The 15,313-nt window shown below is 45.7% G+C and carries 18 protein-coding genes and 1 rRNA gene; 8 read left to right on the plus strand and 11 right to left on the minus strand.

Going from position 1 to position 15,313, the window contains the following annotated elements; translation table 11 throughout:
• Positions 1 to 3: 3 nt before the first annotated feature.
• A complete protein-coding gene (locus IEX60_RS22255) occupies positions 4 to 1,191 on the minus strand; it encodes a glycosyltransferase family 4 protein (protein ID WP_188753603.1) in 1,188 nt (395 codons plus the stop codon).
• Between the two features lie 241 nt (positions 1,192 to 1,432).
• Between IEX60_RS22255 and IEX60_RS22260 the strand changes: the two genes are divergently transcribed.
• From IEX60_RS22260 to IEX60_RS22270, 3 genes are all read left to right on the plus strand, one after another.
• On the plus strand, positions 1,433 to 1,702 hold the full coding sequence (locus IEX60_RS22260; protein WP_188753604.1) for a YtxH domain-containing protein: 270 nt from the start codon (positions 1,433 to 1,435) through the stop codon (positions 1,700 to 1,702).
• Positions 1,703 to 1,840: 138 nt separating this feature from the next.
• Complete coding sequence (locus tag IEX60_RS22265) at positions 1,841 to 2,227, plus strand: phage holin family protein (RefSeq protein WP_188753605.1); 387 nt, start codon at positions 1,841 to 1,843, stop codon at positions 2,225 to 2,227.
• Entirely contained in the window at positions 2,196 to 2,675 is a 480-nt protein-coding gene (locus tag IEX60_RS22270; RefSeq protein ID WP_229717718.1) for a hypothetical protein, read from the plus strand. Before IEX60_RS22265 ends, IEX60_RS22270 begins: the two co-directional genes overlap by 32 nt.
• On the opposite strand, the gene IEX60_RS22275 is transcribed toward IEX60_RS22270, so the two are convergent.
• Positions 2,676 to 3,617 (minus strand): GDP-L-fucose synthase family protein, encoded by a 942-nt coding sequence (locus IEX60_RS22275; protein WP_188753606.1) that lies wholly within the window; start codon positions 3,615 to 3,617, stop codon positions 2,676 to 2,678. It abuts the gene before it with no gap.
• A 107-nt stretch (positions 3,618 to 3,724) separates the two neighbouring features.
• On the opposite strand from IEX60_RS22275, the gene trmB reads away from it, so the two are divergent.
• Positions 3,725 to 4,375 (plus strand): tRNA (guanosine(46)-N7)-methyltransferase TrmB, encoded by a 651-nt coding sequence (gene trmB, locus IEX60_RS22280; protein ID WP_188753607.1) that lies wholly within the window; start codon positions 3,725 to 3,727, stop codon positions 4,373 to 4,375.
• On the opposite strand, the gene trhO is transcribed toward trmB, so the two are convergent.
• The 6 genes from trhO to IEX60_RS22310 all read right to left on the minus strand — a co-directional run bounded on the left by trhO (position 4,347) and on the right by IEX60_RS22310 (position 8,927).
• Positions 4,347 to 5,333: an oxygen-dependent tRNA uridine(34) hydroxylase TrhO gene (gene trhO / locus IEX60_RS22285; RefSeq protein WP_188753608.1), complete on the minus strand. Its 987-nt coding sequence runs from the start codon at positions 5,331 to 5,333 to the stop codon at positions 4,347 to 4,349. The genes trmB and trhO overlap by 29 nt on opposite strands.
• 228 nt (positions 5,334 to 5,561) lie before the next feature.
• On the minus strand, positions 5,562 to 6,176 hold the full coding sequence (locus tag IEX60_RS22290; RefSeq protein WP_188753609.1) for a hypothetical protein: 615 nt from the start codon (positions 6,174 to 6,176) through the stop codon (positions 5,562 to 5,564).
• A gap of 31 nt (positions 6,177 to 6,207) precedes the next feature.
• Positions 6,208 to 6,432, minus strand: a complete 225-nt coding sequence (locus IEX60_RS22295; RefSeq protein ID WP_229717719.1) for a DUF3820 family protein — start codon at positions 6,430 to 6,432, stop codon at positions 6,208 to 6,210.
• A gap of 12 nt (positions 6,433 to 6,444) precedes the next feature.
• Positions 6,445 to 7,203 carry a glycosyltransferase family 2 protein gene (locus IEX60_RS22300; protein ID WP_188753610.1) on the minus strand — a complete coding sequence of 253 codons (759 nt, stop codon included), beginning with the start codon at positions 7,201 to 7,203 and terminating at the stop codon, positions 6,445 to 6,447.
• 26 nt (positions 7,204 to 7,229) lie between these two features.
• Positions 7,230 to 8,171 (minus strand): polysaccharide pyruvyl transferase family protein, encoded by a 942-nt coding sequence (locus IEX60_RS22305; RefSeq protein ID WP_188753611.1) that lies wholly within the window; start codon positions 8,169 to 8,171, stop codon positions 7,230 to 7,232.
• Between the two features lie 12 nt (positions 8,172 to 8,183).
• Positions 8,184 to 8,927 (minus strand): DeoR/GlpR family DNA-binding transcription regulator, encoded by a 744-nt coding sequence (locus IEX60_RS22310; RefSeq protein ID WP_188753612.1) that lies wholly within the window; start codon positions 8,925 to 8,927, stop codon positions 8,184 to 8,186.
• A 161-nt stretch (positions 8,928 to 9,088) separates the two neighbouring features.
• On the opposite strand from IEX60_RS22310, the gene nagA reads away from it, so the two are divergent.
• Both nagA and dctA read left to right on the plus strand, forming a co-directional pair.
• Positions 9,089 to 10,201, plus strand: a complete 1,113-nt coding sequence (gene nagA, locus IEX60_RS22315) for an N-acetylglucosamine-6-phosphate deacetylase (RefSeq protein WP_188753613.1) — start codon at positions 9,089 to 9,091, stop codon at positions 10,199 to 10,201.
• Positions 10,198 to 11,457 carry a C4-dicarboxylate transporter DctA gene (gene dctA / locus IEX60_RS22320; RefSeq protein WP_188753614.1) on the plus strand — a complete coding sequence of 420 codons (1,260 nt, stop codon included), beginning with the start codon at positions 10,198 to 10,200 and terminating at the stop codon, positions 11,455 to 11,457. The genes nagA and dctA overlap by 4 nt, the downstream gene beginning before the upstream one ends.
• Here the strand turns inward: dctA and xseB are convergent.
• Together xseB and xseA are read right to left on the minus strand one after the other, a co-directional pair.
• On the minus strand, positions 11,454 to 11,681 hold the full coding sequence (gene xseB / locus IEX60_RS22325) for an exodeoxyribonuclease VII small subunit (protein WP_188753615.1): 228 nt from the start codon (positions 11,679 to 11,681) through the stop codon (positions 11,454 to 11,456). The two genes, dctA and xseB, sit on opposite strands and share 4 nt — an antisense overlap.
• Positions 11,674 to 13,011 carry an exodeoxyribonuclease VII large subunit gene (xseA, locus tag IEX60_RS22330; RefSeq protein ID WP_188753616.1) on the minus strand — a complete coding sequence of 446 codons (1,338 nt, stop codon included), beginning with the start codon at positions 13,009 to 13,011 and terminating at the stop codon, positions 11,674 to 11,676. The genes xseB and xseA overlap by 8 nt, the downstream gene beginning before the upstream one ends.
• A gap of 243 nt (positions 13,012 to 13,254) precedes the next feature.
• On the opposite strand from xseA, the gene def reads away from it, so the two are divergent.
• Positions 13,255 to 13,827, plus strand: coding sequence for a peptide deformylase (gene def / locus IEX60_RS22335; RefSeq protein ID WP_188753617.1), 573 nt, complete (start codon positions 13,255 to 13,257; stop codon positions 13,825 to 13,827).
• Positions 13,828 to 13,829: 2 nt separating this feature from the next.
• Here the strand turns inward: def and IEX60_RS22340 are convergent, their stop codons facing one another.
• Complete coding sequence (locus tag IEX60_RS22340; protein ID WP_188753618.1) at positions 13,830 to 14,432, minus strand: trimeric intracellular cation channel family protein; 603 nt, start codon at positions 14,430 to 14,432, stop codon at positions 13,830 to 13,832.
• Between the two features lie 808 nt (positions 14,433 to 15,240).
• Here IEX60_RS22340 and IEX60_RS22345 point away from each other — a divergent pair.
• Positions 15,241 to 15,313 (plus strand): 16S ribosomal RNA (locus IEX60_RS22345); the annotation flags it as partial.

Here is a 15,313-nt window from a genome sequence, read left to right on the forward strand (position 1 = left end):
TAGTTAGTTCTGGTGTTGTTTCTCTTCGTATTGCTGCAAAGCTTCTTCTGCTACTTCACGGGCATGGTCGCGGAGCGGATAGATTTTCTCGCTATCCTCGTTTACAAGTAATGGCTGAGCCTGCCCAATTGCCTGGCGTACATCGTACAGCCATAGCATGGTGTTCATAAGCAATGCCGTGATGGCAATTAATAAAAGCAATTCAATTGTACCGATCTGTTGAAAGGTAAGCGCTGTACCGATCATAAGAACGTTAAAGCTGGAAAGCACGATTGTAGCCTGGGTATGGCTCATACCGGTATCCAGCAATCGATGGTGAAGGTGATTGCGATCGGCCATGAAAGGTGATTTACCCTGAACTAGCCGGATAACAATTACCCGTAAGGTATCAAATATTGGCACGATGAGAATGGCAATCGTAACAGCTGGAACAGACTGGATAACGGAATCGGTGACGGGAACAAGTTGCTGGGGTTTATTCAATTCGATGAATTGGATGGCCAGTACCGAGACAATGAAACCAATGGTGTAGGCGCCTGCATCACCCATGAAAATCCGTGCTTTGCCCGCATTATAACGAAGGAACCCCAATACTGCGCCAGCCATGCTTACAGCCAATAAAGCCAGTCCATATTCCTGCATCCGGAAGAAAAGATATCCAAACGTTAAACTGACAATCAGGCTTATGGTGCCCAGTAAGCCATTGATGCCATCAATCAGATTAAAGGCGTTGATGACGAATACAATAAGAAGGCTGGAAAATGGGTAGCTGATCACCGGATGGATTTCTTGGATTCCAAATATACCGTAGAGGCTGGTGAGGCGGATATCTGCAAAATAAACGACAATTAAAGCAGTAACAGTTTGAGCAAGAAATTTTTTATAAGGATTTAATGCTGCTAAATCATCTTTCAGGCCTACCAGAAAAATTAATAATCCGGAAGCAAACACATAATTGGCATAGGGCAACAGATTGCCGGATATACACAGGCAAGCCGTAAATGCAAAAGATGTAAGTACCGCTATTCCACCGAGATTTGGTGTGCGATATTTATGGATTTTCCGTTCTTCGAGCGCAGGATCGTCAAACAATCGTTTCTGATACGCCAATTTTATCAACGAGGGGATTGCGTATAACGTGATGACACATGAAAACAGGAACGAAAAAAGTACCAAGTAAATGTCTATCATATATAGAATAGCGTAATAGTACAATTAAGTAACGCAGCAAAGATAAGTAAATAACTAAGCTAGCATGCTTATCTGCGCAAATAATTTGTCACTGTGTTCAGCGATAAGTCGCAATATTTGTGCCACACTTTTTCTGCCTCTTTTTTTGTTTTTGGCAAACGATTTGCTGATTTATTTGTATATTTAACAGGATTGTGTGTGGAAAGAAGGTCATTTTTTTTTCAATTTTATATAGATAGATATGAATGATAACGCAAAAGTAGTAGCCGCATTGTTGGCGGGATTGGCAGCAGGCGCCGCACTCGGTATTTTATTTGCGCCGGACAAGGGTACGGAAACGCGCGAGAAGTTGAACGATTCGTTAAAGGATTTGGGAGATGCGATTAAAGAGCGTACGGCCGAACAATTGGAGCACCTGAATGACTTTAAGGAAAAGGTGGTCGCTGCCGTGAAATCTAAATTGAATAAGAGCGACGACGCTTTGGAGGAGGCGTTGGAAGAACACGCCTGAATATAGAAAAGGGCCCGACCCTAAGCCATAACATGGCATAGCAATTGGTGTCATTACGTCATCCGCAGATGAGTAACGGGTGCGTTTTGCGGTGCGATGATTGGATAGAGCGCTAACTAAAGTCCTTGGCCAAACCATATGGAGGAGAAAAAATTTTCAATCAACGGTGTATTCCAGAAAAGCAAGGAGTATATCGACACACGCTTTAAGTTATTTAAGCTCAAGTTGGTCGAACGTTCGTCACGGTTAATTGCAAGTTTGATCGTAGACGTTATTAAAATCGTGTTTGCCCTATTTGTCGTATTTTTCCTCAGTTTGGCCTTGGGCTTTTATTTAAGTGAATTACTCGGCAGCTCCGCACTTGGATTTCTTGCCACGGGTGGGATATTCATCGTGATGATTGCGTTGGTTTCGGTTTTTGAGGTCCGACTGGAGCGTCTCTTCATGAACCTTTCAATTAAGCGGTTTTTACAAAAATGGAACGACGAAATAGATGGAGACGATGAGGAAGGAAAGCAAGATTAGGAATTTAGACGATCTGCGATTGGAAATCGCTCGTCTTAAGACACTTGCCAAGGAGCAGGAAGATTATCTTAGCGACCAGTATCGTCTTTTTAACGATAAGGTGTCGGCTCCTGTGCGCTTTATCAAGTCTTTAATTTCGTGGGTTCCGGGTGCGGACATCGCGAAAAATTTATTTGCCAAAGGGAAAAAAGACGAAGACTGGTTGAGCAAAGCCCTCCGGATCGGTCTGCCTATTGTTCTCAATCGCTTTTTCCTGCGTAGAGCCGGATTTTTAAAAAGAGCACTCGTGACCCTTCTCTCCCAACAAGCGGCCGGTGCGTTGAACAAAGACCGCATAAGCAGTCTGATCAGTAAGGTTGCCGAGTTTGTCAGGCCAGCCAAGCGTGGGAGGCGTGTGGTAAGAAAAGCGGTGGATTACGGCATTCCACCAGATAGCGAGACCTATTGACTAGAAGAGACCGGACTCCAGTTTCGATAAGAAATCCCCATAAGCCAATCGGATACCCGACTTAAGCGAAGTTGTATGATGCCATCCCAGCGCATGCAGCTTGCTGACGTCCATCAACTTCCTCGGTGTACCATCTGGTTTTGATGCATCGAATACCAATTCTCCTGGGTACCCGACTACTTCTTTAGTTAATTGCGCTAGGTCGTGTATGCTTAAATCTTCACCCGTACCAATATTAATTAACTGGGGATCATTATAAGATTCCATGAGGAATACACAGGCATCGGCCAGATCATCTGCAAATAAAAATTCGCGTTTTGGGGTGCCACTACCCCAGACGGTGACCGTTGGTTCGCCTGCTATTTTTGCCTCGTGGAAGCGTCGTATGAGCGCTGGCAAGACATGCGAATGTTCGGGATGGTAATTATCATTGTAGCCATACAGATTGGTAGGCATAACCGAGATAAAATTGCATCCGTATTGATCATGATACGCCTCGCAGAGCTTAATACCTGCGATCTTTGCAATCGCATAAGGTTCGTTGGTAGGTTCAAGCAATCCGGTGAGTAAATATTCTTCTTTGAGAGGTTGTGGTGCCAGTTTCGGATAAATACAGCTAGACCCGAGAAAAAGTAACTTTTTTACACCCTGCACATACGATTGATGAATCACATTATTTTGAATGGCCAGGTTTTCATATAAAAAATCGGCGCGGAACGTGTTGTTGGCTAGAATACCTCCCACTTTAGCGGCTGCCAAAAACACATATTCAGGTTTCTGATCGGCAAAAAAATGGGCTACGGTTTGTTGGTCGCGAAGATCCAGTTCATCTGATGTGTACAACAGCAAATTGTAAAAGCCTAATGCACTTAGTTTTCGAAGGATGGCTGAGCCCACCATGCCACGGTATCCTGCGATGAATATTTTTGCGTCTTTTTCCACGAATAGTATGTGATATCGTGCAAAGATAAGATTATTTTTGCATGCCGCTTTGAAGGCGCTGCGTGAAAGCTTCGCACCTTTACGTAAAAAAAGAATGCTTCAGAAATATGGGAAAAGATAAACTTCGGAAGTTCGCCGAGATTGGCACCTTCGCCAACGTTTTGCAGTTGGGTGCAGGTAAGGCGATGAGAGGACAATGGGCGTCCGGGCATTTTGGCAATAAACAACCCATTGTGTTGGAATTGGCCTGCGGCAAAGGCGAATATGCCGTCAACCTGGCTAAGCTATTTCCCGAGCGTAATTTTATTGGTATCGACTATAAAGGCAATCGTATTTGGCGAGGAGCTAAAACGGCACTCGAAGAGCATATCAGTAATGTGGCCTTTCTCCGGATACAGATCGAAACCATCCTGGATTATTTTGCCGAAGAAGAAGTGTCGGAAATCTGGATTACCTTTCCCGACCCGCAACCCCAGAAAAGCCGGGAAAAGAAGCGGCTAACGAACCCAACTTTTCTGGCCAAATACCGGCAAATCCTAATTCCGGCAGGTATCATGCACCTTAAGACGGATAACGATGGATTGTTTGCCTATACGCAGGAAAAACTGGCTGAACTAGGGCTGAATATTCAGGTGCAAACCGCAGACTTATACCGTTCAGAATTCGTGGATGAAGTACTATCCATTAAGACCTATTACGAAAAAAAATACCTCGAAACGGCAAAAAACATTAACTATATAAAGTGGAGTTGGTCGTAAGTTTTTTGTGTTTCCGTTTGCTGATCTTTTCGATGTTTACGGGTTGGGGAATCTTGACGTAATAACCGGTACCGTCGTAGGGGCGTTTGCGTGGGTGGCTCATGCAGGTATCCGAGCAGCAACCTTCCATCTTCCATCCACATGCCTCGCATTGGGTGAAATGTTCATTGCATTCCGGATTGGCACAATTTACCATCCGGGTGGTGGTGGTACCGCAATTTAAGCACGTAGAAACCACGGTGGGGTTCACCTGATTTACGTCCACGGTGACACGGTTGTCAAACACATAGCATCTGCCTTCAAAATCTTTTCCTCCCACTTCCTTGCCATATTTGATGATTCCACCGTGCAGTTGGTATACATCCTTGAATCCCTCTTTGAGTAACAAGGCAGATGCTTTCTCGCACTTGATACCGCCTGTACAATAGGTGAGTATTTTTTTATCTTTATACTGGGCCAATTCATTGATCTTTTCTGGAAACTCCCGGAAGTTCTCGATGTCTAACGTTACGGCATTTTTGAAGCGACCCACATTGTGTTCGTAGTTGGATCGCACATCGAGGATGACTACGTCATCACGGTCTTTCATCTCAAGGAATTCTTTGGGCTCAAGGTGTTTGCCGGTTTCTTTGGTTGGATCGATCACTTTGGGATCACGCAACCCGGAATGTACAATCTCCGGCTTATATCGGCAATGCATTTTGATGAATGAAGGTTCATCTACCTCGTCGATCTTGAAGTCGGTATGGGCAAACCTCGGGTCGGCATGTATGGCAGCCATGTAGGCTTTGCATGCTTCCGATGTGCCTGACACCGTGCCATTAAGGCCCTCATCGGCAACAATGATGCGGCCCACTAAACCAAGCGATTTGCAAAATTGAAGATGATCTGCGGCAAATTGTTCCGCATTGTCAATAGGGCTGTAGCAATAGTACAGCAGGGTCTGGTACTTTTTCATGATGCATTGATACCGCTGCAAACGGCGTTTAATGTATTTTCGGGCGCAAACTTAGCTAAATTTGCTTTCATATGCAATATAATCGCGTTGAATATAAAAGCAAATTATTCATGATGGGGTTGTTTTCAATTGCATTCTTACGCACTTAAGCGATTTGTCAGTCTACTCGGCTGCCAATGGGAGACAAACATATTATAGCGGAAATATATAAAAACGGCTGTAGCATGTTTACCCCGGATCGGGCGTTGACGTAGGGTGTAGAGGTAAATAAGTGGGAATGGTTGCACCGGTCTCGTGGATGATGATGGCCACACAGCGGTAGGCTGCATCTACCTCAAAGGCAGCCCCTTCATTGGCATTGTATACGGTGTATGTCTGTCCATCGCGATCGTAGGTTTCGACGATTTGAAGTGGATAGATGTCGGATATCTCCCGTAACGATGAACCCACTCCGATCGACTGGACCGTTTGGAAATCGGGTGAGGTTACACGGATCTGTTTGATCCGGGCCGTTTCATCGTTACCCATGTCGCGCGAGGTGAATATCGACAGCGGCTGGTTGCGTTTGCCATTGGGATACCAGATGGACACCGCTTTGCCCATGGCGGCATCGCCAAAGTCGGGTTTTCCAAGTTCGGCAAATATAGTACTGTCGGCATCGCCGATCAGGAAGCGACCCACGGATTTTCCGGGAATCAGTAAGTGATCATTTGGAAGTAACGACTGAGAAACGCTCGCTGTCGAGTCTTGCAGAGGGTGGTTGTTATTTCGGTTGCCCCCACCGCATGCGACCAGGACCATGGCCACCGCGAACGTGCCTATACAGTTCTGAAATTGGTTCATTGGAATAAACATTTGTTATCTCTATGAACGCTTATCGGGCTGTTTTGTTTCGTAGGGGCTGTAGCAGGTATTCCAAACCATTGAGTTTGATTTCATACATGGTACCCAATAACATGCCTAACTTGCTTTTGGGGAAGCCCTGTTGGTGAAACCATATCAGATAGGCCTCGGGTAGGTTGCAGATTAGCGTGTCTTTATACTTGCCAAAGGGCATTTTGGTAGTTACCAGCGCCTGTAATATTTCTTCTTGTGTCACGGTCTGTCTGGATTAATCGTTTGTTTTACCATAGCGGATGTAATATGCCGCTAGATTGAAGGCAATGACCACGTGGTTTACCAAATTAGGCAGCAAGCCGTAGTACTTACTGAATATTTGGAAGCGCTCCTTGAGGCTTTGCCAGTGGCGCTTTTTTGATAGACCGCCCACGAGGTATTTAGCCACGATATGCCGGGTATTGACAATCTTGTCAGCCTGTTTGGCTGCACGGATAATCCAGTCAATATCACTGCTTAGCCGATAGCGCAAGTCATACGAGCCGGCGATCGCCAGGCGGATATAAATGGCCTGGTGGCTGATTGTCATGCCATAGCGGAAGCTTCGCCAGTTAAACTGTTCCGGAATGGCATGGCGGCGCAGGCCAAGCGATTGTCCGTCTTCATTGTACAGCTCCGTTTCCCCGTAATAGATGTCCGCGTCCGGTGCTGAGGCGAAGACTTCGGTCACCGTGTCGGGTGCATAGATTTCATCTCCGGAATTCATAAACAATACATAATCTCCGGTGGCGCGGGCGAGTCCTTTGTTCATAGCATCGTAGATACCTTTATCCGGCTCGCTTATCCAGTGGGCAATGCGATCGGCGTACCGTTTAATGACATCGACAGTGCCATCTGTAGAACCTCCGTCTATGATAAGGTATTCGATATACGGATAAGTTTGATGAATGACGGATCCGATGGTACGCTCGATGTCACGTACATTATTATACACTACGGTAATAACGGTGAGTGTTGGCGAAAACGTATTCATCGAATCAATTTCCTTGGTTTTAGCGGCTAAAACTGGGTCTTCCAACGTTGTATTGCACCGGTATTCAGGTACAATTTGACGCTCATCTCTTCGTGTATTTTTTCTTCGAGCAGGTCGATGCGTTGGCGCTCAAGCACGTTGAGGCCGATATCATTACGCATTTCGATGGCGCGGTTATCAATGCCAATGATAAGTGCTTTACGACGTTTTTGAAGTGCCCGGATGCCTGCATGCAACCGGGTACCCACGTATTCACAAGATTCTTTTTCAAGAAATGTGTCGAATGCTGACAGTTTGGGAGCAATATACTGCACGTCGGATGTCAGGCTTTCGATATAGGCCCGGTCCTTCGATCCCTGTATCCACACGTACACGTCTCTGTAGTTTCTCTTTAGAGTTTCTAACAGCAGCCGGTCCCGTTCGGGATCCCGCAGGTAATCCGTAACGGTGGTAACGACGGTATCTCGTTTTCGGGGATTGATCTGCGAGAGGTGCGGTTCATCAAGGCCCCATACCGTGGGACACCCTGTATTAATCACGTTTTTGATACCAATTTCAGCTAGCTTCTGTAGCGTATAGTTATCACGTACCGCGTGAAGATACCGTTTGGAAAACAACGCTTTATACATCCATTTGGAGTAAAGTGATATGGGCTTGTCTTGGTATTGCCACCAGCCTACCCCCAGCAGTACGACTTTATGCCGTAATGCCAGCAGGTCCTTCATGGCTACCTTCCACTGAGGTTTACCAAACGTATTGTTCTTTAACAAATTTGTTCCGCCTACTAAGGCGGTGTCATACTTACGGAGTGCAGGAAGATCCAGTGGATGGATGGAAAAATGTGTAGGTATATTGATGACGAAATCGTCGGTAAAGAGTTCGTTGACAATCCGGTTCACGGCATCCATGATAATATGGTCGCCGAGGTTAGTGGTTGCAATGGACGTATCAAATATAATTTTGGGCATAAGATCTTTGCGCTAAACAACCTCTACCACTTTGTTGAATCCACTCAGACTGATGTGTTTTGGGTCCAGATCCGTTACCAGGTATGAAATGGCATTAAGACTGCAAACCTTCATCTTTTGTACCGAGTTGAGTTTTTCTGCAATGCTTAGAATAGCGGTCTTCGTTGAACAGCGGATCATTGCTTTTTTAATCTGCACGACTTCCCAATCTGAATCGGTAACCCCATCCTCCACAGATAGGCTGTTGGTACCCAATAGGCACAGGTCTACCCGTATCTCAGAAAGCTGATTGATGACCTGCGAGCCGATGCTGGTGTTGGTATTTCTCGACAATTTGCCACCAATGAGAATGACATCCGCGTGCGTTCGTTCAGCCAGTTCGAGTGCTACCAGTGGGCTGATGGTAAAAAAGGTGCATTGAAGGCTTTCAGGGATGATCCGAGCCAGTTCCAGCAGGGTTGTCCCTCCGCCAGCCAGCACAGTCATTCCATTTTGGATGAGGTTAACAGCTTTGGTTGCAATTTGTTTTTTTGCGTCGCGGGCATATATGTTGTTCTCCTGAAAAGGATACTGGAATGATTTGGAGAGAGCTCCCCCGTACACTTTGAGCACTTGTCCGTTTTCGGCCAACTCATTCAAATCACGTCTGATCGTATCTTCCGAAACATTGAGTTGTATACTTAAGTCGGAAGATAAAACTTTGTTGTGTAAATTTAATTGATGGACGATAAACGCTTGCCGTTCTTCTTTCAACATTTGTGTAACGGTTATTTATTGGCGTAAAGATAGGATAAATCGGAGAAATAGCAATTATCAGGAATCTGAGCCATGGGCAATAAGTTATCAATTTGATGCGAAAAACACCAAATAAACCGAGGAAATTTGTATAATTACTGCCCATAATAAGTTGGTAACCGATGGCGGAATCAATCGTTGCATTCATTAACGGGACTATATTCACGGAAGATAAATTAATCAACGGAAAAGCTCTTTTGATAAAGGAGAGCAGGGTGGTGGGCACCATCGGGCTTAACGAAATTCCCGGCGAGGCACAACTGGTGGATGTTGGGGGTAACTATGTGGCACCCGGATTTATTGACCTGCAGATTTACGGAGGTGGTGGAAAGTTATTTTCGGCTGACCCTTCAGCTGATGCAATGGATGAGATCGCGCGGGTATTGGTAAAATCGGGCACAACGAGTTTTTTAATTACGATCGCTACTAACCCGTTGGAAGTAATTGATGATGCTTTTGGAACATTAGCCATGTACCGTCATCCAGCGCTTCTGGGCCTGCACCTGGAAGGACCTTATTTGAATAAAGCGCGGAAGGGTGCACATCCGGCCGAGTGCATCCGCAAGCCCGATGTTGAGGAGCTTGCTGCCCTGGTGGAACGTGCCAATGGCTGCATGCGGATGATGACTATTGCCCCAGAACGGTTTACCCCGGAAGCGATCCGGCTGCTATTGGACAATGGAATACTGCTGTCCGCAGGTCATAGCGACGCTTCTTTCAGTGAAGCCATGATAGCGTTCCGTAGTGGCGTACGTGCCGTTACGCATCTATTCAATGCAATGTCGCCAATGCACCACCGCAATCCCGGACTACCAGGCGCAGCATTCCAATCGGACACCGTCTTTGCTAGCATCGTGGCCGATGGCATACATGTAGACTACGAAATGCTTTCCATCGCCAAAAAAGCAATGGGCGACCGTCTCTTCCTCATCACCGATGCGGTGACTGAAACCCACGAAGGTACATATACCCACATATTTCAGGGGGATCGATATACACTTCCTGACGGAACGCTATCGGGCTCAGCCCTGACAATGATGCAGGCCGTAGCCAATTGCGTACGTCATGCAGGGATTCCATTGGAGGAGGCACTTCGGATGGCTTCGCAGTACCCGGCCTCGTTGATCGGTGCGGATACGCTTGGCCGCATTGCACCGGGAGCGACTGCCAACTTGGTGGTTTTTGATCATCAATATATCGTGAAGCAGGTTTTCTTGGAAGGAAAGCAGGTATGAGAAGAAATTTAAAAAAGTTATTTAACCTGCTATACTTTCAAGTACTCCTTGCGATTGGTGTAGGTATTCTTGTTGGCCATTTCTTTCCCACCGTGGGGGTACAGTTGAAACCATTGGGCGATGGGTTCATCAAACTTATCAAAATGGTTATAGCCCCCCTTATTTTTTGCAGCATTGTGTTGGGCATAGCGGGAATGGAAGATGTAAAGAAAATCGGCAAGGTGGGAATCAAATCAATGGTATATTTCCAGGTAACCACAGTGGTAGCGATGATGTTAGGTGTGTTGGTCATCAACGGATTGCGTCCGGGAGAAGGGATGCATGCAGATCCCAATACATTGGATACGACAGAGGTGGCTTCGTATATCGAAGCGGGTAAGCACCAAGGGGGATTTGTGGATTTCCTACTAGATATTATTCCGGAGAACATTTTCGGCGCCTTGTCTTCCGGCAATTTGTTGCAGGTATTGTTTTTTGCTGTGTTATTTGGGTTCGGACTTTCCAAAATCGGCCTGCGTGCAGAACCGGCGATACGGGTGATGCAATCGTTTCTCGACGGGTTGTTTGTTGTGATCGGGATGGTTATGAAGGTTGCGCCGATCGGAGCGATGGGAGCCATGGGGTTTACCATTGGCAAGTACGGAATTGGCGCATTGTCTTCGTTGGGGATGCTCATGCTGGCGTTTTATGTGACTTGCCTGCTATATATCTTTCTGTTTGCCGGAGGGATGCTAAAGTATTATGGAATCAGTATCTTCAAAGTGCTGCGTTTCATCAAGGAGGAGCTACTGGTGGTACTGGGTACTTCCTCATCGGAATCGGTACTGCCCAACATCATGCAGAAGTTGGAACGGATGGGCTGTTCGAGGTCATTGGTACGTTTGGTCGTTCCTTCAGGGTATTCTTTTAACCTGGATGGAACGGCTATTTATTTGACAATGGCCGCAATTTTTCTTTCACAGGCTGTAGATATGCCGATGGGTTTGGAAGAGCAACTGTTTCTGCTGATTGTATTGACAGTAACGTCAAACGGAGCGGCGGGAGTAACCGGAAGCGGTTTTGTTATTTTGGTGGCAACCTTGCCTGTGGTGGGCCATATTCCGGTTGAATCGGTAGCGCTGATATTCGGCATTGACCGGTTCATGAGTGAAGCCCGCGCGTTGACCAATCTGATTGGTAATACGGCTGCTACTATTTTGGTTGCCAGGTGGGAAAACGAGCTTGACATGGAACAGCTGAAGGCCGAACTGGGTTAATCCGTGTCTTCATCCGGTTGTTGGGCTTCTTTTTCCAGATTGGCCAGTATGTTGTTTACTTCTTCTTCGGTTGCGGTCAACTTAGCTTTGCATACGCTAATCAGTAGGGTTGCCCGCTTTACTTTGGTTGAGAGTTCATCAATCGAAATTTCTCCGTGTTCGATTTCAGATACGATGGTTTGCAGTTCTTCAAATGCGTCTGTATAGGTGTATTGTTTATTCATCGTTTGTAGTTTTTGAATGGATAACGGTGCTGTAAACCTGCCCGGAAGCCAAAAGAGTTTCCAGTGTATCTCCTTTTTTTATATATTCAGTGCTTTTTAGCGCGTGCCCGTTAATTCGGGTGATGCTGTATCCACGGTTGAGTACCTGCTGCGGATCCAGTAGTTTCACAGATCTTTCCATCGCGGTTAGCTGAGTCTGCTGATCTTTGAGCGCTCCAGTAGTAGCAGTTTGCAGCATTTTTTGGGAATGTAGCAATATTTGGGTGCCTTGCCGTAAACGGTTGATGCTCGCCATATTTAGTCGGATAAACTGATGTTCAAGTGCTTTTTGCTGTTGGCTGAGCAGGTGGATGCTGTGTAGGCGAAAATACCGGACACAGTCGTTCAGTGTGTTGCGATGGGCTAGTAATAACTGGCGGGTCTTGTGTACAATAACTTCCTGAGCCTGGGCGACGGGTACGGCGAATTGGTGGAATCGTTGGATAAGGAAATCAGCGAGTTCGCTGGGGGTGATTGCATTTTGATGGGCCACCATCTCGGCGACAGTCTCATTGGTAGAATGGCCGATGCCGGTCAGTACAGGAATGGGAAACTGTGCGATGGCCGATGCCAGTAGGTAATTGTTGTAGCTTGATAAACCCACGTCTCCACCACCACCACGGATAATGGTCACAACATCATAGTCTTCTATGTGTTCCGCAATGTTTACCAACTGATTGAGGATGGAGGGAATAGATTTATCACCTTGTAACAACGCTGGAAAAAGATTCCGCTCGAACCGGTAACCCCACGGATTTCCATCGAGTATTTTCAGGAAATCGGAGTACCCTTTGCTGGTTTCTACGGATAGGATGGCTAACCGTTTCGGCACGGTAGGAAAGGGTAAACGTTTATTCGCGTAGAAAAGGCCCTCTCTTTTGAGTCGGCTGAGGCTTTCCTGTTTCTCACGTTCAAGTTCGCCGAGTGAGTAGGCAGGGTCTATATCTAGGATACGGAGGCTCAGGCCGTATAGCGGGTCATAGGATATCGTGGCCTGAAATAGGATGGTGATGCCGTTTTTCAAGGGTTCCCGGATGATTTCAATAAAACGTTGGTTGATCCGTTGGTAATCGCCGTTCCAGAGTACAGAGCGCATTTCTGCGATAATTTTACCCTCTTTTTTCTCGACAAGCTCGGGGTAACAATGGCCCGAATGGGTATAATGGTTGAGCTTGTTCATCTCGGCTTTGATCCAATAGACCTGCCGATACCGTTCGGCGATCGTTCGCTGGATGCTCTTGGCTACTTCTCCCAGGGAAAAAATGATCTTATCCGGTAATTTCTCAGGCATACTCAAAGGTAAGCTTTTTCCGTAAAATCGTTACCTTTGTACCCGGAAATCTGTTATGTGGGCAGTTTGTTCACAAAAAAGCAATGAAATCTGCAAGACAGTAGGTGCGTATGAGCTTCAATCGGCTTAAGGCAAATTAGGCAATGAAACGATAAATGGGGGTCTTTAACAAGCGAGCTTGGCAAAACCATCTCATAATTGCCGTTGAAGCACAAAATAATGAATCAACAAAATGTTTTCGAAATGAAATTACCCATTATCGCTTATGGCGATCCTATTCTAAAGCGAAAAGGGATAGAAATTGACAAGGATTATCCGGATTTACAGGAGTTAATAGCCAACATGTTTGAGACCATGTATGCGGCGCACGGCGTAGGCTTGGCGGCTCCCCAGATCGGATTGGGTATCCGCTTGTTTGTGATAGACGCCAGTCCTTTTGCGGACGATGATCCGGCGTTGAAAGATTTTAAGAAAGTTTTTATCAATGCTGAAATACTGGAAGAAGAGGGTGAAAAGTGGTCATTTAATGAGGGATGTTTAAGTATTCCGGAAATCCGTGAGGACATCAGCCGGTATCCGAACATCCGAATTAAGTATGTGGATGAAAACTGGGTGGTACACGAAGAAGATTTTACCGGACTGGCAGCACGTATCATTCAGCATGAATATGACCACATCGAAGGGAAATTGTTTACAGAAAAGTTAAGCCCGCTTCGGAAAGCGATGATCAAAAGTAAACTGGAAGCCATTTCAAGGGGGCAAGTAGACGTGGATTATAAGATGAAATTTCCGTTATTGAAAAGAAAGGGGCGGTAAAATTACCCCCCTACGATAGGCAGTGTAAGTTTATACTTCACCGCTAGGATTCGCACAACGGAAATAACGGCCGCACTTATAAAAGCATTCAGGTTATAGTCGACCCCTATACGGTTAAGTAGTACAAATAGCGCAGCTCCGGAAAGGCAGGCAGTTGCGTAAATTTCTTTCCGGAAAATAAGTGGTGTTTCGTTCAGCAGCGTATCGCGCGTGACGCCGCCCATCACAGCGGAAAATAAGCCCAAAACCACCGCTGCAATACCACTGCTTTCGAATGCCAGGGATTTTTGTACGCCTACTACAGTAAAGAAGCCAATGCCTAAAGCGTCAAACAGAGAAAGTGTCCTTGCCAGTTTGCCGAGTACCTTTTTAAACAGGATAGCAATGATTACACCAGTTAGGATGGCCAATAGATAATTACCGTCATCTACCCACACCGGCCGTAAATTGAGAAAGATATCACGGAGGCTTCCGCCCCCGATTGCAGTAACAAAGCCGGTAAAAGCAGCGCCGAAGATATCAATATTATGGCGCATGGCTGCCATTGCTCCCGATATGGCAAATACCATGGTTCCTAACAGGTCAATGTAGTAGATGAGTTCCATACCGAAATAAACTGGATTTGTAAAAATAAGATAAATTTCTGCTAACTACCCTTGTTAGGATACTTTTCTACCCATTAACTTCCTACTTTTTCCCGCCATTACCCGCGCACGATCCGTAGACGACCCGTGTCGTATGTGGGAGAAGGTTGGGTACGTCTTACGTAAGACTTAGATAAGGCACACATTACGGCAGAACAACGGTAGAATAGTGGCGGAAAAAGAGAAAAAGAAAAGCAGAAGAATAACTTAAATAAACTAAATGTATTGATTTATAACTCCTAATAGGATTTTAGGGAAATATTTTACGATGATATTTGCAAATATTCAACAAAGGTTATACTTTTGCATCCCGCTTCGAGGAGGTGGTTGTTCATTGAGTTTTAACAGCGTTTTTAAGTGCAACAGACGGTCGCTTTGGATCCAAAAAGCACGCAAGAAAAAAAGTTAAATAAATTTTGCAAAGAAAAGAAAGATTCTTACCTTTGCAGTCCCAAACGGAACAGGGGTGTTCGAGAGAGCAGGGGTTCCGGTCCGGAAGCGCGATGCGACCGGGGTTTGAAATCGAGAAAATCGACTGGTTCTGAACCGGTTTGAAATAAAAGAGCCGAAGCGTGAGCGGAGGCGATCAAGTTCTTTAAAGTAAAGATATTCATGTAGCGCAGCGAGTAGTTTGATTTTATCAAGCGAAAGCTGAAAATAAGTCTAAACGAAGTCATTCCAGGCAATTGAGACATTAACAATTAGAATGTGATTCCAATTGCTTAATTAATTTGAGTTTTTGGGGTCAGTGATTCTTACACTTCATTTTACAATGGAGAGTTTGATCCTGGCTCAGGATGAACGCTAGCGGCAGGCCTAATACATGCAAGTCGAACGGGATC

This window comes from Parapedobacter defluvii, assembly GCF_014642075.1.
GTDB lineage: Bacteria > Bacteroidota > Bacteroidia > Sphingobacteriales > Sphingobacteriaceae > Parapedobacter > Parapedobacter defluvii.